Genomic DNA, 19,712 nt, shown 5'->3' on the forward strand with positions numbered 1-19,712 from the left:
ATAAAAAAACCGATAGATTTCTATCGGTTTTTTCTATTGTTGTAGTTGTAAAAGAATTTAATTCTCATCAATCAAAACCCAGTCGCCTTTGGCAATTAAAGGTTCGGCTTGTTTGTATTTTAAGGTTTTGTTCTCACCATTTAAAACATGTTTAATGGTAACACGGTCGTTACGGCCTATTTTTGGTCTGTCGCGAACAATGGTTTCCACAACTTCCGGTTTACGTTGCGTGTTTCCAGCGGCTCGGCTTTGCGCAGAGCGTTCATCTAAATTAGGGATTTCCTCTTTTGTGGTCTGCACCTTTTCCTGTTTTCTTGCTCTGGCCTCTTGAATGGTGTCTTGTGTTTCTTGTGGCAATTCACCTTTAAACAAGAACGAAATCACATCTTTGTTCACTTGGTCAATCATCGCTTTAAACAGTTCAAAAGCCTCAAACTTGTAAATTAAAAGCGGGTCTTTTTGTTCGTGAACGGCTAATTGTACCGATTGTTTCAACTCGTCCATTTTACGTAAATGCGTTTTCCATGCATCATCGATAATAGCAAGCGTAATATTCTTTTCAAAATCGGTGATGAGTTGTTTTCCTTGGCTTTCGTAAGCTTTTTTAAGATCGGTCACCACATTTAAACTCTTAGTGCCATCGGTAAACGGAACTACAATGCGTTTAAATTTATCACCTTGGTTTTCATAAACATTTTTAATTACTGGGAAGGCGATTTCAGCATTACGTTCCATTTTTTCTCTGTAATGCTCAAAGGCCGCTCTGTAGATTTTTGAAGTAATTTCCTGTGCTGATAATTTCCCGAATTCCGCCTCAGAAACAGGCGAGCTCATTGAGAAATAGCGAATCAATTCAAATTCAAAATTCTTGAAATCATTGGCGTTTTTGTTGGTTTCGGCAATACCTTCCGTAGTATCGAAAATCATATTGGCCAAATCTACACGAAGCCTTTCTCCATGAAGGGCATGCTTACGACGTTTATAAACCACCTCACGCTGGGCGTTCATCACATCGTCATATTCTAACAATCGCTTACGAACACCAAAGTTGTTTTCTTCCACTTTTTTCTGGGCGCGCTCAATAGATTTTGAAATCATGGAATGCTGGATAACTTCACCTTCTTTTAAGCCCATTCTATCCATCATCTTGGCGATACGCTCGCTACCAAAAAGGCGCATAAGGTTATCTTCGAGCGATACATAAAATTGCGAACTTCCTGGGTCTCCTTGGCGGCCGGCACGACCACGTAACTGCCTATCAACACGACGCGAATCGTGGCGTTCGGTACCAACAATGGCCAATCCACCAGCTTTTTTAACCTCGTCGCTTAATTTAATATCGGTACCACGACCCGCCATATTGGTGGCAATCGTTACTTGACCCGCATTACCGGCTTCTGCAACAATTTCGGCTTCTTTTTTATGTTGTTTGGCGTTTAAGACGTTGTGCGGAATTTTTCGGATACTCAACATTTTACCAAGCAATTCCGAAATTTCTACCGAAGTGGTACCAATTAATACTGGGCGACCAGCTTGCGATAATTGTGTAACTTCTTCAATAACCGCATTATATTTTTCACGTTTGGTTTTGTAAACCAAATCTTCCCGGTCATCGCGCGCGATTGGTTTGTTGGTAGGTATTTCAACCACATCTAACTTATAGATTTCCCAGAATTCGCCAGCTTCGGTAACCGCTGTACCCGTCATACCAGACAATTTGCGGTACATTCTAAAGTAATTTTGAAGCGTTACCGTAGCAAAGGTTTGGGTAGCGTCTTCAATTTTTACGTTTTCTTTGGCTTCAATGGCTTGGTGCAATCCATCAGAATAGCGACGCCCGTCCATAATACGACCGGTTTGCTCGTCAACAATCATCACTTTATTGTCCATCACCACATATTGGGTGTCTTTTTCAAATAAAGCGTATGCTTTTAAAAGTTGATTAAGCGTATGGATGCGCTCAGATTTTACACCGAAATCTTTGAATAGCTCTTCTTTAAGTTCGGCTTCTTCTTCTTTTGGTAGATTTTGCTCTTCAATTTTAGCAACTTCAACACCTATTTCGGGAAGGATGAAGAAATCTGGGTTTTCTTTTCCAGAAATGTATTCCACCCCTTTATCGGTCAGTTCTATTTGATTGTTTTTTTCTTCAATCACATAGTACAGCTCGGCATCAACCTTTGGCATTTCGCGGTTGTTATCCTGCATGTAAAAGTTTTCGGTTTTCTGAAGCAATTGTTTTACACCTTCCTCACTTAAAAACTTAATTAATGCCTTGTTTTTTGGCATACCACGATACACGCGAAGCAGTTGGAAACCACCTTCTTTAGTATCGCCATCGGCAATTAGTTTTTTGGCTTCGGCCAATACGCCAGTTAAATATTTACGTTGTACGGCAACAATATCGTCTACTTTGGGTTTCAGTTCGTTAAATTCGTGGTGGTCGCCTTTGGGTATCGGGCCAGAAATAATTAATGGTGTACGGGCATCGTCAACCAAAACGGAATCGACCTCGTCGACAATAGCGTAGTGGTGCGGACGTTGCACCAAATCTTCTGGCGCGTGCGACATGTTATCACGCAGGTAATCGAAACCAAACTCGTTATTGGTTCCGTAGGTGATATCGGCATTGTAAGCTTTTCTACGGGCAGCCGAGTTAGGTTTGTGATAATCGATGCAATCAACACTCAATCCGTGAAACTCGAAAATTGGTGCCATCCAAGCGCTATCACGTTTTGCCAAATAATCGTTTACCGTAACTAGGTGCACGCCTTTTCCTGCTAGTGCGTTAAGGTAAACGGGCAAGGTGGCTACTAAGGTTTTACCTTCACCGGTTTGCATCTCGGCAATTTTACCTTGGTGCATGGCAACACCACCTATAAGCTGTACATCGTAATGTACCATATCCCAGGTAATGGGTTTTCCTGCGGCATCCCAAGAGTTGGCCCAAACGGCTTTGTCGTTGTCTAAAACCACATAATCTTTTTCGCCAGAAAGTGTTCGGTCGAACTCATTGGCCGTTACGGTAATAGCGGTATTGTTAACAAAGCGTTTTGCAGTTTCTTTTATCACGGCAAAGGCTTCGGGAAGAATATCGTTTAAAACGTCTTCGGTAATTTTATAGGCATCGTCTTTAAGCTTGTCGATTTGCTCGTAGATATCTTCGCGCTCATCGATGTCTTCGGTATTTTCGGCTTCTTCTAAAAGCTTGTCGATTTGCTCGTCAATGGCTTTGTTTGCTTCGGCAATTTTAGCCTTAAACGTATTGGTTTTTTCTCTTAGTTGGTCGTGCGATAAAGCCTCTAGTGCGGCTTCAAACGATTTAATTTTATCAACTATAGGTGTTAGGGCTTTTACATCTTGTTTCGATTTATCGCCAACAAACATCTTTAGTACAGAATCTAAAAAACTCATGTGTATGTTGTTTTTATATTATGTGAGCTTAAAAAAAACAATGCGGTGTTATAATTAAGCTGCACGTTGTTTTAGGAGTATTTTGATGCTTTTTAAAAAGCACTCAAAGATACATTATGTTATTAGTTAAATTAAAAATAAGAACAAAAAAAAAGCCTCAAATCGAGACTTTTTAACTATTCTTTATGCTTTTATTTTAATATTCATCTTCATTCCAAAGATAATCTTCGTCTGTAGGATAGTCAGACCAGATTTCTTCAATTGAATCGTAAGATTCACCTTCATCTTCAATCGACTGCAAATTTTCAACAACTTCTAACGGTGCACCGGTTCTAATGGCATAATCTATCAATTCGTCTTTCGTTGCTGGCCATGGCGCATCACTTAAATAAGATGCTAATTCTAAAGTCCAATACATTTTATGTGCTTTTTATTTTTTGCAAAAATAAATTTTTAGTTTAAACACACAAGGAAAAAATGAATTATTTAATCATTAATTTTAAGAACGTATTCTTTTACAATTTAAACTTGTGCAAATTTATTTTCGCTAGTTAAATTTTATAGGTTTTTAAAGAAATTAATTAGATGTGAATTTCACTTTTTTTCCGCAATCCACTTAATTTCTTTCGCTTTCAAATCATAAGACAATTTTCGTGCCAACACAAAAAGGTAGTCAGAAAGGCGGTTTAAATACGTGAGGGCATTACTGTCAAAAGGCTCTAGTTCATTAAGTGCTGAGGCTAGTCGTTCCGCCCTTCGGCAAACGCATCGTGCAATATGACAGAATGACACGGTTTGGTGCCCGCCAGGCAATACAAAGTGTGTCATGGGGGGCAAGGCTTCGTTCATAGTGTCAATTTCATGTTCTAAAAGCTCAATATCTTGGTTGGTGATTTTAACAATGTCTAAGCGTTCTTTTCCATTTTTTAAAATCGCTTTTTTGGGATCGGTAGCCAAAATAGCACCGAGCGTAAACAGTTTACTTTGAATTTCGAGTAAAATGTTTTTATAATGGTCGTTAATCTGTTGGTCACGAACCAGGCCTAAGTGCGAATTTAACTCGTCAACGGTTCCGTAACTTTCAATGCGAAGGTGGTGTTTTGGTACACGAGTACCTCCAAATAAGGCAGTAGTGCCGCGGTCTCCTGTTTTTGTGTATATTTTCATGTTTTAAATATAAGGGTTAAAAATAAATCACCAATTCTTGGTATTGTAATGTGCCAAAAGTATTTATAATTTAACATCGTTTTAACGGAAAAAACTTATTTTCGCTGGTTAGCAACAAAAAATCTTACAACCAAATCTAAAAACTATGAAAAAAACCACGTTATCAGTTTTGTTCTTGCTAGGCGCTATGAGCCTGCAAGCGCAATCATTCATCGGTTACCTTAGCGACAATTATAGTGGCGTTAACGGTGTGATTTCCAACCCGGCTAACATTGTCGATTCCCGTTTTAAAACCGATATAAATCTTGTAGGAGCAAGTGCTATTATTGGAAATGATTATTACGGCGTAAATGTTTTAGACGCCTTAAAAGATGATTACGATTTCGATTTAGATGCTACTAAGTCGCCATCCAACAACAATAATATAGGCTTATATGAAGATGTCCTTGGCCCGTCGTTCATGTTTAACTTATCGCCTAAAAGTTCTATTGCCGTATTTAGCAGGGCACGGTATGTGGTAAATATTAATGAAATTAATGGCAATACAATAGATGAGATCGATAATAACGAAACGGACGATTTTGTTGTTAACGAAGGCGATTTTAATGCGTTTGGGCAAGCATGGGCAGAAGTTGGTGTAACGTTCGCCAGAGTATTAATGAATAACGAACAGCACTTTTTGAAAGGTGGATTATCACTGAAATATTTGCAAGGCATAGGAAGTGGCTATATATATGGTAGAAATGTTACCGTAGATTATGATGCAGATGGGGCAGGACCAACCACGGGTAGTTTTAATTCTACAGGTGAAATCACATACGGTCGCTTTGCTGAATTTGACAATGATAATTATGACTACGAATTGCCGGATGCCAATGGTCTTGGTGTCGATTTAGGGTTTGTATACGAATGGCGCCCCAACCATGCCAATTACACCAAAACAAATGCAAAAGGAGACAGTTACGCTTTAAAACATAAAAACAAATATAAATTGAAATTAGGCCTTTCACTTACCGATTTAGGCGCTATAAATTATAAAGAAGGCCAAGAAGATTTATATGAAATCGACGCTAACGATGTATCTGAAGACGATTTTGATAATGCGGAAGATTTTCAAGCTTTTTTAGAAGATATTTCTAGATCAGATGAGTCTAGAGTTGGGTACAAAACACACCTGCCAACGGCTTTGCATTTTAATGCCGACTGGAATTTTAGCGGTAAGTTCTATTTAAACTTAAATACCGATTTTGCATTGACCAAAAAAGGTAAGGAAAATACCAGCAGTATTTTAAACATTGCCTCCTTAACCCCACGTTTTGAAAGTAAATGGTTTAGTTTTTATCTGCCTTTAAGTGTGGTGGAGTACAATGGGTTTCAGGCTGGTGCTGGTTTAAGAGCGGGCCCCTTATATCTAGGTTCTGGGTCTGTGCTTACGGCTTTAACAAGCGACAACACCAAAGGTGCTGATGTATATGCTGGGCTTAAAATACCAGTATACCAAGGGAAGGCTAAGGATAAAGATGAAGACGGAGTAATTGATAAGTTAGATGCTTGCCCAAAAGAAGCTGGACCTGTTGAAAACAATGGTTGCCCTTGGGGAGACGCCGATGCCGATGGGGTGCTGGATAATGTTGATGACTGTCCTGAAGAGAAAGGCTCTTCTGAAAATAGCGGTTGCCCCTGGGGAGATATGGATGGCGATGGTGTGCTCGACAATGTTGATGTGTGTATTGATGTTTCTGGAGCGGCCGAAAACAAAGGATGCCCTTGGCCAGATACTGATGGTGATGGTGTATTGGATAAAGATGACGAGTGCATAGATGTTGTAGGAACCGTTTCAAATAATGGGTGCCCAGAGCCTGAGCCAGAACCTGAAGTGACTGAAGAAGTTCAAAAAACATTGAATGAATATGCGAAAACAATTTTGTTTAACTCAGGAAAAGCTACTATTAAAGCGGAGTCAAATAGTGTGTTAAAGGAAATTGTAGGAATCTTGCAGGAGTACCCTTCGGCTAAATTCTCTATTGAGGGCCATACCGATAGTGTGGGAAGCGATGCCCTGAATCAAAATTTATCGGAAGAAAGAGCGAGTGCTGTAATGCATTTCTTGATTGAAAATGGCGTGGCCTCAAACCGATTGTCGTCAAAAGGTTATGGAGAAAGCAAACCGGTAGCGAACAACGCTACCAAAGCTGGTCGTGCTTTAAACAGACGTGTTGAAATTAACTTAATGAAGTAGAAAACAGAATTCTACAAAATTAAAAATCCCGAAGCTTTGAAGCTTCGGGATTTTTTTTGACTTATAATCGAATGTAAAAATGTTCTTTGGCTTGTTCTTTTCTAAAAAATACCAACCCCCAAAAAAACGTATCGATGGTTACCGTCACTTTAGGATGTTTTTTTATAATTTGCCAAGCTTCGGTCATGCCTTTGCTCCAGTAAATGTCGTCGAAAATAAAAATGGAGTCGTTGTGGGCGGTTTCCAGTAAGGTTTCAAAATAGCTTAAAGTAGGTTCCTTTTGGTGATTGCCATCAAAAAACACCAAATCATATTGGTTTTTGGTGCGTTTTTTTAATTCATTAGTAATATCACCAGTTACGATTTCAGCGTTTTGAGCATCGTATTCTTGCAAACGATTTTTCGTGAATGTTGAAATATTAGGGCAACCCTCAATAGAAACGATTTTTCCATTTGGGGTTCCTAAACTTATAGCATGTGTGCCAATACCCAACGATGTACCCAATTCTAAAACGGCTAGTGGTTTAAAATATCTAACGATTCTGTACAATAGTTTTGTCCGATGATTTGTGGTACCGGCATTTTTGGTAATCTCTGAAACTTTTCTTGTTTTTTGTATGGCAACACGCGAACCAGCGCCCAAATCGGTCACGTTTATTTCTGTTTTATCCTTTTTTAGTGCCTTTCGGTAGTTTAAAATAATGCGGTAATCGGCATATCTTTTTTTGTCATAAAAACATTGCGTTACCAAATTGTATACAAAAGGGGAGTGTACCCCATGCTGGTTGGTCGATTTTAAGAGGAATTTTATGTATTGCGTGGCTTGGTAAAACATCAATTCTTTTTGAGCTGAGTTCTGGTGTTTCAACATTTTAATGAAGTTTTATCCTTCCAATTTTGCAGATAATTCAAACCAGCGTTCTTCTTTGGCTTCAATAGTGTCTAAAATCTTCTGCAATTCTTCCGAGAGTTCATTGATTTCATCTTGTGTTAAATCAGGATTAAGGAATTTGCTTTCTAATTCTTTTTTGTCGTAAGCCAGCGAATTAAGTTTACTTTCAATATTTTTCAGTTCCTTTTCTTCATTGTATGATAGTTTGGAGGCTTCGTTTTGTTTTAGTGCTTCCTTTTCCTTTTTGTCTTCAGAACTGGTGTTTGAAACTACTGGCTGACTATCCTCATAAACTCTATAATCGGTGTAGTTTCCAGGGAAATCTTCAATAAGACCTTCGCCTTTAAACACAAGAAGATGGTCTATAACCTTGTCCATAAAATAACGGTCGTGCGACACAACAATGATGCATCCGGGAAAATCCAGTAAAAACTCTTCCAGTACATTTAGTGTTACAATATCGAGGTCGTTAGTGGGCTCATCGAGAATTAAAAAGTTGGGGTTCTGAATTAAAACGGTACATAGGTAAAGCCTTTTGCGCTCACCACCACTTAATTTCTCAACAAAATCGTATTGCTTTTTTCTGCTGAATAGAAAACGCTCCAACAGCTGTTGGGCACTAATTTGCCGCCCTTTTTTTAATGGAATGTAATCGCCAAACTCACGGATAACGTCAATAACCTTCTGTTCGGGTTTAATTTTAATACCGCTTTGGGTGTAATAACCAAACTTTACGGTATCGCCTTTTACTACCTTACCGGAGTCTGGTTTTGCGGTTTGCGTTAAGATATTTAAAAAAGTGGTTTTCCCCGTGCCGTTTTTTCCAATAACCCCTACACGCTCGCCTTTTTTAAAGGTATAATCGAAGCTATTTAAAATGGTTTTGTCTTTAAAAGCTTTCGATACTTTATGGAACTCTAAAATCTTACTGCCCAAGCGTTCCATATTGAGCTCTAACTGCACTTGGTGGTCGCTGCGGCGCTGGTGGGCACGGTGCTTGATATCGTTAAAATCGTCAATTCTAGATTTCGACTTTGTAGTTCGTGCTTTGGGCTGGCGGCGCATCCAAGCCAATTCCTTTTTAAAAAGCTGCTTGGCTTTATTGGTTTCAACAGCTTCGCGTTCAATACGTTCCTCGCGTTTTTCTAAATAATAGGAATAATTGCCCTTGTAGCTATACAGTTGGCCGTCGTCCAATTCAATAATTTCGTTGCAAACACGTTCCAAAAAGTAACGGTCGTGCGTGACCATAAAAAGGGTGATGTTTTCCTTAGCAAAAAAGGCTTCCAGCCATTCAATCATTTCTAAATCCAGGTGGTTGGTGGGCTCGTCTAAAACCAATAAATCGGGTTTATTGATTAAGGCATTGGCCAATGCCAATCGCTTTTTCTGTCCACCCGAAAGGGTACTTACTTTTTGTTCTAAATTATCAAGTTTAAGCTTGAAGAGTATTTGTTTGTAAAGGGTTTCGAAATCCCAGGCCTGATGGCGCTCCATGGCATCAAATGCCTTTTGGTAAGCATCGGTGTCCTCAGGGTTTAAAAGTGCTTTTTCGTAATTGGAAATAATCTTTAAAATGGGGTTGTCGCTGGCAAAAATGGTTTCTTCCACCGTTAAATTGGTGTCAAATTTTGGGTCTTGCGACAAAAAAGAAACTTTTATGTCTTTTCGGTAAATAACATTCCCGGAATCGGCTTGGTCATCACCCGAAAGAATATTCAAAATGGAGGTCTTTCCCGTGCCGTTTTTGGCCACAAAAGCTATTTTTTGGTCTTTATGGACGCTAAAGGAAATGTCTTCAAAAAGGGTGTGTTCACCGTAAGATTTCGATATGTTTTCTACTGTTAAATAATTCAAAGCTCGTATTTTTTACAAAGAACGTACAAATAACCAAAAAATAAGGCAAAAGTTTTATTGTTAAGGCTTAAAACTTATATTTGCTTTAAATCAATGTGCCTCAATATGAAGAGCTATTTTATTGTTTCTTTGTTGGTTTGTATGCTTTCAGTTTCATGTATAACCAATAAGGATATTGTTTATCTGCAGGACAAAGGTACAGGTTCTAACATTGCTTTGCCTATAAATGAACTTTCTAAACCTTATCGCGTTCAGGTTAACGATTTGTTAAGCATCAATGTAAAAGCGTTGGATAAGGAATTGGTAGAGATATTCAACCCTACCACATCATCAAATAATTCAAATAGGGGAGGGTCTGAACAAGCTTTGTACTACAGTGGTTTTACGGTCGATTTACATGGAAATATCGAGTTCCCTATTTTGGGCGAGCTTAATGTGCTGGGCTATACCGTAGAAGAAATTGAAGATCTGGTAAAAAATGAATTACTAAAGCAATATTTTAAGGAAACGGCACAGATATTTGTTACCGTTAAACTAGCCGGTTTAAAGTATACCACCTTAGGCGAGATGGGCACCGGAACGCATGTTATTTATCGCGATAGGGTAAATATATTGGAGGCTATTGCCAATGCTGGTGATATACGGTTAACAGGCGATCGCCGTGATGTTATGATCGTTAGACAATACCCAGAAGGACAAAAAATACACCATATTGATCTTACCGATATTAATGCCATGAAATCGGAGTTTTATTATATACAACCTAATGATATCATTATGGTTAAGCCCCTAAAACGAAAAGCGCTGGGTGGCGGTCAAACCGCAATTCAAAACCTAACAGCGATTTTAAGTGTGTTTTCGGTATTGGTAAGCACCTATTTTATTATACGCAGTTTATAACCTATGGAAGACGACTACGGACAACAGCCCAATGCGGTTAATTTCGATTTTAAGGCTTTTATATACAGGACGTTAAGCTACTGGAAGTGGTTTCTGTTAGCTTTAGTTATTGGGGTGTATGTCGTGTACCAGCAAAACATACGGGAGGAGTTTCCGTACACCTTGGATGCGTCGTTAATGATCCAAGATGATAAAAACCCCCTGTTCACTTCCAATACCAGTTTAATATTCAACTATGGTGGTGTTTCGGGTAAGGTTCAGGATGTGTTGCTTAATTTAAAGTCCAGAAAGCATCATGAGAAGGTTGTGGATAGTTTAAACCTATACTTAACGTATTTAAAATCGGGACGTTTTCGTAAAACGGATATTTATAAAGCGGCCCCTTTTGAATTTATAGGCGACCAAGATGCTTTTCAGGTCATTGGGCATCCTATTCAAATCACTTTTGTAGACGATACCCATTTTGAGCTGTCTTACGATTTCGGTGAAGTTGAATCTGTTAACCTGCAAAATTATACCACTAAGGCCATTAAAAATGTTCCTGTTCAAACGTTAAGCATGTCTAAAACCTATAAAGTGGGCGACTATATTAATCTTGATGTTATTAAGGGTAGTATTGTAACGAAAGATTCGGCAAAATCTTTACAGGGAAAAACTTTTTTTATTGAACATGTTAGCTTTAATAGAGTTGTAAGTCAGTTTGTTAAAAACTTTCGGGTAATACATGAAAATAACTCCTCTTTGCTGGAGTTAAGACTTACCCATAGTAATAAAGCGAAAATTGTAGATTACCTAAATACCTCGATCTTTATTTTAGATCGCGAGCTGCTGCAACGTAAAAACCAATATGCCATCAATACTGTAAAATTTATTGATAAGCAGTTGGCCAGGGTGAAAGCGGAGTTGGGTAAAAAGGCCGACTCTTTAAACCGATTTAAGCAACAGAATAAGATTTTTAACATTAATAGCGAGAGTGCCTTGTTGGTAAGAAAAATAGAAGACTATGATACCGAAAAACAGGGGTTAGAGGAGTCGTTGTTATATTACGATTTGCTTAAAAATTACCTCGAGACCAGTAAAGATTTCACCAACTTTCCAGCCCCGGCATTACAGGGTATTGAAGACAGTAATATTACGGGTTCTATAGCCAAGATTATCGAGTTGTCTTCAGAAAAATCGAAGTTGGAATATTCGGTACGAAGCGATGCGGCGGTATTTGATGATTTGAACCGACAGATTGAGGGGCTCAAACAAATAATTTATGAGAGTATTTCTGCCAATAAAGCGAATATTAGGTTTCAAATACAAACCATTAATCGCAATGTGGCAGAGCTTGAAGGCGAGTTTTCGGTATTGCCCGAAAACCAACAAAAACTTCAGGGCATTGAGCGTGAGTATTTGTTGAGTCAGAATACCTACAACCTATACCTAGCCAAACGCGGTGAAGCAGAGTTGGTAAAGGCTTCCAATACTTCAGATATTGTTCTTATAGAACCCGCTAAAGATATTGGCCAAGGGCGTAATGTAAAGAATTTAAATGTTCGTTATGTGTTTGCTGTTATAGCAGCGTCGGTTCCTATTTTTTTGGTTGCTTTTATTGTGACTTTCTTTGATAGAAAAATCCATGTGCCTTCCGATTTAGAGCCTTTAACAAAAATACCGATGCTAGGGGTTATTGGTAGGACAGAAGCCGATACAAATTTGGTGGTTTTGGAGAAGACCAATGCTCCAGTTTCAGAAGCATTTAGAGCGGTGCGTTCCAGTTTGCAGTTTATCTATAAACGTCAGAATGTAAGCGGAACCAAAACCGTGATGATCAGTTCGTCGGTTAGTGGTGAAGGAAAAACCTTTTGTTCCATTAACATCGCTTCGGTATTTGCCTTGAGCGGTAAGAAAACCGTGTTGGTTGGTCTCGATTTGCGTAGACCAAGGATATTTGACGATTTCAAGATTCAAAACCAAGTAGGGGCGGTTAATTATTTAATCGGGCAAGCTGGCTTAGAGGATATTATTCAGAAGACCAATGTAGAGCATTTGGATGTGATTACGTCAGGCCCAGTGCCACCAAACCCGTCAGAATTATTAATTGGCGACCACATGGATGCCTTTATGGCGGGATTAAAAGCAAAGTACGATTATATTATTTTAGATACACCACCGGTAGGTTTGGTATCCGATGCATTGGAGTTAACAACGTATGTTGATGCTACTTTATATGTGGTACGCCAAGATTATACCAAGAAAGATATGCTTGCGTTTATTGACGACAAGTATAAAAAGGGTGAGGTTAAAAACATAAGCTTTTTATATAATTTTTACGATAAGAAGGCCAAATACGGTTATGGTTACGGATATGGTTATGGTGCGTATGGACATGGCTACCACAGTGAACTAGAGCCTAAAACTAATTGGTGGCGAAAAATAAAAAAGCGTTTTAAAGCTTAGGTCGTAAACAATTACGATGTTAGCGCAATCTTCCTAGACGAGTCAAACGCATTAACACAATAATTTGTTTGTCATGCTGAACTCGTTTCAGCATCCATAAAAATAAACCATAGAAAACAAAGTTAAAACTTTTGAGACGCGCATACCACAATTATTGGGTCTACATCTTAACGAACAAGCCAAGAGGGACACTTTATATTGGCGTTACTGGAGGCATAGACGATAGGATGGAACGGCACATATCTGGTAAAGGGTCCGTGTTTGCAAGGAGATACCGCCTGAAGCAGTTGGTATATGTTGAGGAATTTCAATATATAGACGATGCCATAAAACGAGAAAAGCAATTAAAGAATTGGCATCGCGATTGGAAAATCAATCTAATTGAGGGCAAGAACCCGGAATGGAAAAATTTGTGGGCCCCTCTAGACCCTGAAACAAGTTCAGGGTGACAAGTTAATCCTTGTCTTGCCGCAACATACCTTTGTCATGCTGAACTTGTTTCAGTATCTCTGTTTTATATATTCCTTAAAGTTTTAAGTCGCTACTGCGAAGGCAGGAACCCATAAAAAAAGATTTTCTACATCAAATTTATTTAATTTTGTAAGAGTTTCAGTATTTTGCCAGCCCATACGATTTAGTGTAACCCATGAATACATTATTAATAACCGCCATAGAAGCTGCAGTGGCTGCCGGACAAGTCATTATGAAGGTATATGCCAATGACTTCGATGTGACTCTAAAAACCGATAATTCCCCTTTAACTGTCGCTGATCAGGAGGCCAATAGAGTGATTAATGGTTATTTAAAACAAACCCATATCCCCATTATCAGTGAGGAGAACAAGCAAATTGATTATGAGGATCGCAAGATTTGGGATACCTGTTGGATGGTCGATCCGTTGGATGGTACCAAAGAATTTATAAAACGCAACGGCGAGTTTACCGTAAATATCGCTTTGATAGAAAAGCGTAAACCCATCTTGGGCGTTATTTATGTACCCGTAGCACAAACCTTGTATTTTGCTGAGGTAAAAACCCAAAAGGCTTATAAGTGCGTCGTGCCCAATCATACCTTTAGTAAAGGTGTACTCGATAAGCGTCAAGCGATCAAGCCAGATTGGAATCTGAATACAACACTGCGTGTGGTGGGCAGTCGGTCGCATCAAAGTGCAGAAACCGAAGTGTTAATCAAGGAATTTCAACAAGAAGGCTATACGGTAAACTTAGTGTCAAAAGGCAGTTCGTTAAAGTTTTGTTTAGTGGCCGAGGGTGCCGCCGATATCTATCCCCGGTTGGCGCCAACCATGGAGTGGGACACCGCGGCGGGGCATGCTATTTGTGTTGCCGTAGGACTTGAAGTTACTCAGGTGGATAGTGATCGCCCTTTGGTCTACAATAAGCCTAATTTATTGAACCCCTTTTTTATAGTGCAGTAACACCCCTATGAAACATAATAAAAAGCAAAAATACAGCATTACCCAGCAAGATAGAAGGTTGATAAACAACCATAAACCATGCCTAATTTGGTTCACAGGCCTGTCGGGGTCTGGTAAATCGACCATTGCCAACTTATTGGAAAAGGAACTGCATAAACAACAGGTTCATACCTACACGTTGGATGGTGATAACTTACGACGGGGTTTAAATAAGGATTTAAAGTTTACTAAGGAAGACCGCACGGAAAACTTACGCCGCACGGCCGAGGTGGCCAAACTATTTATCGATGCGGGGATGGTCGTTATTGCTGCCTTTATTACGCCCTATAATAGTATTCGTGAGATGATCAAAACCATTGTTGGTGACGCCTATTATATAGAAGTATTTGTAAATACCCCGCTTGAAGTTTGCGAAAAGCGCGATGTGAAGGGTTTATATAAAAAAGCACGCAGTGGAGAGATTAAAAACTTTACGGGGATTAGTGCACCTTTTGAGATTCCCGAGCAACCTACATTGGAAATCAAAACCCTTGAAGAGCCCCCGGAAGATGCGGTAAATCGGATTTTGGAGCTGTTAACAAAGCGGCTTTAGGTTGTTAATTCATGTCATGCTGAACTTGGTTCTCGATACAATCCCGATAAAAATAATCGGGATCACTCGAACTGACAAGGTACTCGATACAATGTTCTCATGCTTCGAAAACCACTCGAACTGACATGGTTTGGTTATGGGTCGTCACGTCGAGTGGATTTGTGAGGGACGAACAAATTTGTATCGAGACGCGTTTATAAATTTTGACTTTAAACCATGAAGATATACTATGTCTATATTTTAAAATGCTCAGATGGGAGCTATTATACAGGATTCACATCACACCTTAAAAACAGGTTTGTAGAACATCAAACGGGGAAACACAAAGACAGTTATACGTATACCAGACGCCCTGTTGAATTGGTTTTTTATGCTGAATTTACCGATCCAAACCTAGCAATTCGATCTGAAAAGCAAATAAAAAAATGGTCTAAAGTTAAAAAGGAAGTTCTGATTAATAATGAGTTTGATAAATTGCCAAATTTGTCTAAGAAAAAGTTTTAGGTGACATGGTTCTCGATACAATCCCGATAAAAATAATCGGGATCACTCGAACTGACAAGGTACTCGATACAATGTTCTCATGCTTCGAAAACCACTCGAACTGACATGGTTTGGTTATGGGTCGTCACGTCGAGTGGATTTGTGAGGGACGAACAAATTTGTATCGAGACGCATTTTTCTAAAACCACTCGAACTGACACTATAAAGTTGATTCCTCATGCTGTACCAAAACTTTGTCATGCTGAACTCGTTTCAGCATCTCGTGTTGCCATTAAAAGAGATTCCTTCACTTCGTTCGGAATGACGGAAATTTGTGATGTTTTTATAATACTTTGCACGTTGAACGTATTTTAAAACCTCGTGTTGTGTTGTAATAAAGGGCCCTTCGACTGTACTCAGGGTGGCAGTATGGTTTGTTTTGTCATACCTGCGCAGGCAGGTATCCACTTAGTAAGCATGATTAAAAGGTCAGGTGGTTTTGAATAATGGATTACTGCCTTCGCAGGAATGACAGGTTGTTGTATTGGTTTTGTGAAATTCTCGTTTTCTCAGGAATGACAATAATTTGTCATGCTGAACTCGTTTCAGCATCTCATGTAGTTATTGATGTATTCCTGTTTTCGCAGGAATGACAGCGAGTTAACTCATGTCCTGCTGAATTTATTTAAGCATCTCAAAGTTCGTCAAATCTACAATAAAAACATTTTTTACTTTAAATGATTTTTCAGTAAGCATTTACCTCATTATATTTACTCTTTATAGCAAAAGGCATCTAGTAAATTGCAAGACAAACTGTAAATCGCCCAAAGAATCTATGCCATTGGAAACCAGAATTTACCAAAAAGAAAACAACTTAAATGTTTTTAAGCTATTAAAAGCAAGTTTAAAAGATATCTATAGCTCTCGGTTTTTAGCCAAACAAATTACGGTTAGAGATATTAAGGCCCAATACCGGCAATCGTACTTTGGTATTCTATGGGCGTTTATTATGCCATTAACCACTGCTTTTGTCTGGATATTTTTAAGCAGTTCCGGAACGGTTAAATTGTCTGATACGGGTGTGCCGTACCCCGTATTTGTATTTTCAGGCACCCTTATTTGGTCTATTTTTAAGGAGGCCATTAATACCCCAACAAACAGTACCAATGCAGCCAAGGGCTTATTAAGTAAAATAAATTTCCCAAAAGAAGCATTGGTGGTATCGGGTATTTATAAATTAGTGTTTAATAGCGCCATAAAGATTGCGTTACTTATTGTTTTAATGCTCGTTTTCGGTGTAGAATTTCAATGGACGCTACTGTTGCTGCCTTTGGCATTTCTGGCTGTTATTATGTTGGGCATTACTTTGGGGTTAATCATTACGCCGTTAAGTATGTTGTATAGAGATGTGGGAAAAATAGTAGGTTTGGGCCTGTCGTTTTTAATGTATATAACCCCTGTGGTTTATGCCATTCCCAAAACAGGTATTATGAAAACCCTTATGGAATATAATCCTTTAACCTCCATCATCCAAGTCACCAGAACGGTACTTTTGGGGGGCGAATTTCAATATGTTAATCAATATGTTATAGTATTGGCTATTTGCGTGCCGCTGCTGTTTTTAAGCTTGGTATGGTATCGTTTATCCATTCCTGTAATTGTTGAACGAAATTAATAAAATGTGAAAAGTGAGACGTGAAAAGTGAAAAGTGAGACGTGAAAAGTGAATAGTGAAAAGTGAAAAGTGAATAGTGTGGCGTGTGATGTGAGTAGTTGAAAAAACGCTTCACGATTCCCGATTGTCGTTTCCCGTTTCACGAATCCCGATTTCCGTTTCCCGAAAAAAAAGAATTATGGATCATAAAGAGTTGGATGTTTGGAAATATGGTATGGATTTGGTCGAACTTATTTATAAAGTTACTTCTGCCTTTCCTGATGATGAGCGGTTTGGTTTAACTAGCCAGATGCGTCGTGCAGCAATCTCTATCCCTTCTAATATAGCTGAGGGATGCGGTAGAAAAAGTGATAAGGAATTAATTCAGTTTTTATCTATTGCTTTGGGGTCAGTAGCCGAATTGGAGACACAGTATTTAATTGCAGTTAGACTAAATTATATTGTGACAGATTCTAATATTGATGATGTTATTTTAAAAGAGAAACAATTGTTACTAGGGTTTAGGAACTATGTAAAGCGGAAAACGTGAATCGTCAAGCGTGAATCGTGAATCGCCTCACGTTTCACGAATCACGTCTGACGAAGAAAAATGAACAAAAAGAATAAACATATAGAAAACAATACCAACGACGTCCTTGTAAAGGTAGAAGGCTTAAGCAAAAAGTTTTGCAAAGACCTTAAGACCAGCTTGTGGTATGGCGTAAAAGATTTAGTAAGTGGCGTAAGGGGCAATAAACACGAACGGCAACTGCGACCCAAAGAATTCTGGGCGGTAAAAGATGTGAGTTTTGAGCTGCGCCGTGGTGAGTGTTTGGGTTTAATAGGCCATAACGGTGCCGGAAAAAGTACCCTGCTTAAAATACTAAATGGTTTGATAAACCCCGATGCCGGTAAAGTGACCATAAAAGGGCGTGTAGGCGCTTTAATAGAGTTGGGTGCTGGCTTTAACCCAATTTTGAGCGGACGCGAAAACATTTATAACAACGGCGCTATTTTAGGCTTTAGCCGTAAAGAGATAGACGAAAAAGTAGAGGCTATTATAGACTTTGCCGAAATACGCGAGTTTATTGATATGCCGGTACAAAATTATAGTTCTGGTATGAAGGTACGTTTGGGCTTTGCCGTAGCGGCGCAAATGGAACCCGATGTACTCATTATTGATGAGGTGTTGGCTGTTGGGGATATTGGGTTTAGAATTAAATGTTTTAATAAAATTACTGCTTTGTTACAAAAATGTGCAGTAATTATTGTTTCCCATTCGATGCCTCAAATAGCAAAAACAGCTACAGTAGGGTTGTTGATGGGAAAAGGAAAGGAAAAAATGCTTTCAAGAGATATTGGTAGAATTATAGAAATGTATAATTCGGAATTTAAGAATAGTATTTCTAATGTTTTTTCTAAATGTATAAAATTAGAGCAATTATTAGTTAATCAAAAGGATATTCTAAATAATCAAATCAATGTTAATTTTGGAACAAACCTTGAATTAGATATTACATTTTTATTCGAAAGCAGGAATAAAGATGATTTAAATGCTTTTTTTAATGTGATTCTAATTATTTCTGATAAAGAATTGAAGCCTGTAGCAACTACAAATTCAGATTTGTTTAATATTAATAAAGTCAGTAATCGCGTTTTTTTAAAGTTGAAAGTTCCTAACATTAGACTATTTCCATCTCAATATACTATATCTATGACTTTTAATAAAGTTTTTAATTCAGATAACCATCACAGAGACACTTATTATTATGGACAAAACATAGGTGTGTTTACAATATCTGATGCACCATTAATAAATAATCATGCTGTTTTAATACTCGATTCAAAATGGACAATTAAAGAGAAATAATAATAGATAAAATGTTTTAATGTGTGACTAAGCTATTTTTAAATAAAAAACAACCACATATATTTCTCCATATACACAAAAGTGGAGGTACATCTTTAATGAATACTATTGATGTTAATTACAATAAAAAAAACATACATGTAATTAATGGTAAAACTTATAGAGCATCTTACCAAGACTTTAAAGGAAAAGATAAAAGTTATAGGAATAAGATAGATTTGTTAAGGGGTCATCATTTTTTTGGGTCTCATAAGTATTTAAGGGGTAATGCTATGTATTTCACAATGTTAAGAGAGCCCGTTTCAAGATTGTGTTCTTTATATAATTATTTATTGGAAATAGATTTATACAAACCAATTAATGAAGAAAAAATGTCTTTTAAAACGTTTTTAGAAAGTGGTTTGGCTATGGCGGCAGATAATGGTATGACTAGAATGTTGACCAATCATGATTTTGATAAGGTGCCAAATGGTGAGGTTAATGAAAATTTATCTGAAGAGGCCATTGAAAACTTAGAAAATTATTTTGTGGCAGTTGGGCTTACTGAGCATTTTGAGGCATCTCTAGAGTTATTTAAAACAAAATTAGATTGGAAAAAAATACCAATACTTAAAGTAGATAACAGTACTAAGCATAAAAAGATATCTAAAAAGGAAGTGGAAGCTATTTTTATTACAAATCAAGAACTGAATCGCTTTATAGCAGCTGATTTAAAAGTATATCAATATGCTAAACAAAGGTTTTTTAAAGAGGTAATGATATAA

At 38.1% G+C, this 19,712-nt stretch carries 16 protein-coding genes; 11 read left to right on the forward strand and 5 right to left on the reverse strand.

The window, feature by feature from the left end:
* Positions 1-57: 57 nt before the first annotated feature.
* The 3 genes from secA to GSB9_00165 form a co-directional block, all read right to left on the reverse strand.
* On the reverse strand, positions 58-3,414 hold the full coding sequence (gene secA, locus GSB9_00163; protein UKM63620.1) for a preprotein translocase subunit SecA: 3,357 nt from the start codon (positions 3,412-3,414) through the stop codon (positions 58-60).
* A 196-nt stretch (positions 3,415-3,610) separates the two neighbouring features.
* Positions 3,611-3,832: a DUF2795 domain-containing protein gene (locus GSB9_00164; protein UKM63621.1), complete on the reverse strand. Its 222-nt coding sequence runs from the start codon at positions 3,830-3,832 to the stop codon at positions 3,611-3,613.
* 176 nt (positions 3,833-4,008) lie between these two features.
* Positions 4,009-4,581, reverse strand: a complete 573-nt coding sequence (locus GSB9_00165; protein UKM63622.1) for a cob(I)yrinic acid a,c-diamide adenosyltransferase — start codon at positions 4,579-4,581, stop codon at positions 4,009-4,011.
* Positions 4,582-4,726: 145 nt separating this feature from the next.
* On the opposite strand from GSB9_00165, the gene GSB9_00166 reads away from it, so the two are divergent.
* Positions 4,727-6,820 (forward strand): DUF5723 family protein, encoded by a 2,094-nt coding sequence (locus tag GSB9_00166; GenBank protein ID UKM63623.1) that lies wholly within the window; start codon positions 4,727-4,729, stop codon positions 6,818-6,820.
* Positions 6,821-6,881: 61 nt separating this feature from the next.
* Here the strand turns inward: GSB9_00166 and GSB9_00167 are convergent, their stop codons facing one another.
* Both GSB9_00167 and GSB9_00168 read right to left on the reverse strand, forming a co-directional pair.
* The gene (locus GSB9_00167; protein ID UKM63624.1) at positions 6,882-7,691 is read right to left on the reverse strand and encodes a class I SAM-dependent methyltransferase; all 810 of its coding nucleotides are present in this window, start codon (positions 7,689-7,691) and stop codon (positions 6,882-6,884) included.
* A gap of 12 nt (positions 7,692-7,703) precedes the next feature.
* A complete protein-coding gene (locus tag GSB9_00168; GenBank protein ID UKM63625.1) occupies positions 7,704-9,569 on the reverse strand; it encodes an ABC-F family ATP-binding cassette domain-containing protein in 1,866 nt (621 codons plus the stop codon).
* A 105-nt stretch (positions 9,570-9,674) separates the two neighbouring features.
* Here GSB9_00168 and GSB9_00169 point away from each other — a divergent pair, with 105 nt between their 5' ends.
* The 10 genes from GSB9_00169 to GSB9_00178 all read left to right on the forward strand — a co-directional run bounded on the left by GSB9_00169 (position 9,675) and on the right by GSB9_00178 (position 19,712).
* On the forward strand, positions 9,675-10,469 hold the full coding sequence (locus GSB9_00169; protein UKM63626.1) for a polysaccharide biosynthesis/export family protein: 795 nt from the start codon (positions 9,675-9,677) through the stop codon (positions 10,467-10,469).
* Positions 10,470-10,472: 3 nt separating this feature from the next.
* The gene (locus tag GSB9_00170; GenBank protein UKM63627.1) at positions 10,473-12,914 is read left to right on the forward strand and encodes a polysaccharide biosynthesis tyrosine autokinase; all 2,442 of its coding nucleotides are present in this window, start codon (positions 10,473-10,475) and stop codon (positions 12,912-12,914) included.
* A gap of 131 nt (positions 12,915-13,045) precedes the next feature.
* On the forward strand, positions 13,046-13,363 hold the full coding sequence (locus tag GSB9_00171) for a GIY-YIG nuclease family protein (protein UKM63628.1): 318 nt from the start codon (positions 13,046-13,048) through the stop codon (positions 13,361-13,363).
* 197 nt (positions 13,364-13,560) lie between these two features.
* Positions 13,561-14,349, forward strand: a complete 789-nt coding sequence (gene cysQ / locus GSB9_00172) for a 3'(2'),5'-bisphosphate nucleotidase CysQ (GenBank protein ID UKM63629.1) — start codon at positions 13,561-13,563, stop codon at positions 14,347-14,349.
* 7 nt (positions 14,350-14,356) lie between these two features.
* Positions 14,357-14,941 carry an adenylyl-sulfate kinase gene (gene cysC / locus GSB9_00173; protein ID UKM63630.1) on the forward strand — a complete coding sequence of 195 codons (585 nt, stop codon included), beginning with the start codon at positions 14,357-14,359 and terminating at the stop codon, positions 14,939-14,941.
* Between the two features lie 216 nt (positions 14,942-15,157).
* Positions 15,158-15,445, forward strand: coding sequence for a GIY-YIG nuclease family protein (locus tag GSB9_00174; protein ID UKM63631.1), 288 nt, complete (start codon positions 15,158-15,160; stop codon positions 15,443-15,445).
* An 820-nt stretch (positions 15,446-16,265) separates the two neighbouring features.
* Positions 16,266-17,099: an ABC transporter permease gene (locus GSB9_00175; protein ID UKM63632.2), complete on the forward strand. Its 834-nt coding sequence runs from the start codon at positions 16,266-16,268 to the stop codon at positions 17,097-17,099.
* A gap of 178 nt (positions 17,100-17,277) precedes the next feature.
* Positions 17,278-17,628 carry a four helix bundle protein gene (locus GSB9_00176; protein ID UKM63633.1) on the forward strand — a complete coding sequence of 117 codons (351 nt, stop codon included), beginning with the start codon at positions 17,278-17,280 and terminating at the stop codon, positions 17,626-17,628.
* Positions 17,629-17,688: 60 nt separating this feature from the next.
* Positions 17,689-18,948 carry an ABC transporter ATP-binding protein gene (locus GSB9_00177; GenBank protein ID UKM63634.1) on the forward strand — a complete coding sequence of 420 codons (1,260 nt, stop codon included), beginning with the start codon at positions 17,689-17,691 and terminating at the stop codon, positions 18,946-18,948.
* Positions 18,949-18,971: 23 nt separating this feature from the next.
* Entirely contained in the window at positions 18,972-19,712 is a 741-nt protein-coding gene (locus tag GSB9_00178; protein ID UKM63635.1) for a sulfotransferase family protein, read from the forward strand.

It is taken from the genome of Flavobacteriaceae bacterium GSB9, from assembly GCA_022749295.1.
GTDB lineage: Bacteria > Bacteroidota > Bacteroidia > Flavobacteriales > Flavobacteriaceae > Flavisericum.

Excerpts from the sequence above, each read along its gene's own strand:
- GSB9_00170 (UKM63627.1), top strand. The coding sequence starts at position 10,473 with ATGGAAGACGACTACGGACAACAGCCCAATGCGGTTAATTTCGATTTT.
- secA (UKM63620.1), bottom strand. The coding sequence starts at position 3,414 with ATGAGTTTTTTAGATTCTGTACTAAAGATGTTTGTTGGCGATAAATCG.
- GSB9_00165 (UKM63622.1), bottom strand. The coding sequence starts at position 4,581 with ATGAAAATATACACAAAAACAGGAGACCGCGGCACTACTGCCTTATTT.
- GSB9_00166 (UKM63623.1), top strand. The coding sequence starts at position 4,727 with ATGAAAAAAACCACGTTATCAGTTTTGTTCTTGCTAGGCGCTATGAGC.
- GSB9_00174 (UKM63631.1), top strand. The coding sequence starts at position 15,158 with ATGAAGATATACTATGTCTATATTTTAAAATGCTCAGATGGGAGCTAT.
- GSB9_00177 (UKM63634.1), top strand. The coding sequence starts at position 17,689 with ATGAACAAAAAGAATAAACATATAGAAAACAATACCAACGACGTCCTT.
- GSB9_00167 (UKM63624.1), bottom strand. The coding sequence starts at position 7,691 with ATGTTGAAACACCAGAACTCAGCTCAAAAAGAATTGATGTTTTACCAA.
- GSB9_00169 (UKM63626.1), top strand. The coding sequence starts at position 9,675 with ATGAAGAGCTATTTTATTGTTTCTTTGTTGGTTTGTATGCTTTCAGTT.
- cysQ (UKM63629.1), top strand. The coding sequence starts at position 13,561 with ATGAATACATTATTAATAACCGCCATAGAAGCTGCAGTGGCTGCCGGA.
- cysC (UKM63630.1), top strand. The coding sequence starts at position 14,357 with ATGAAACATAATAAAAAGCAAAAATACAGCATTACCCAGCAAGATAGA.
- GSB9_00164 (UKM63621.1), bottom strand. The coding sequence starts at position 3,832 with ATGTATTGGACTTTAGAATTAGCATCTTATTTAAGTGATGCGCCATGG.
- GSB9_00176 (UKM63633.1), top strand. The coding sequence starts at position 17,278 with ATGGATCATAAAGAGTTGGATGTTTGGAAATATGGTATGGATTTGGTC.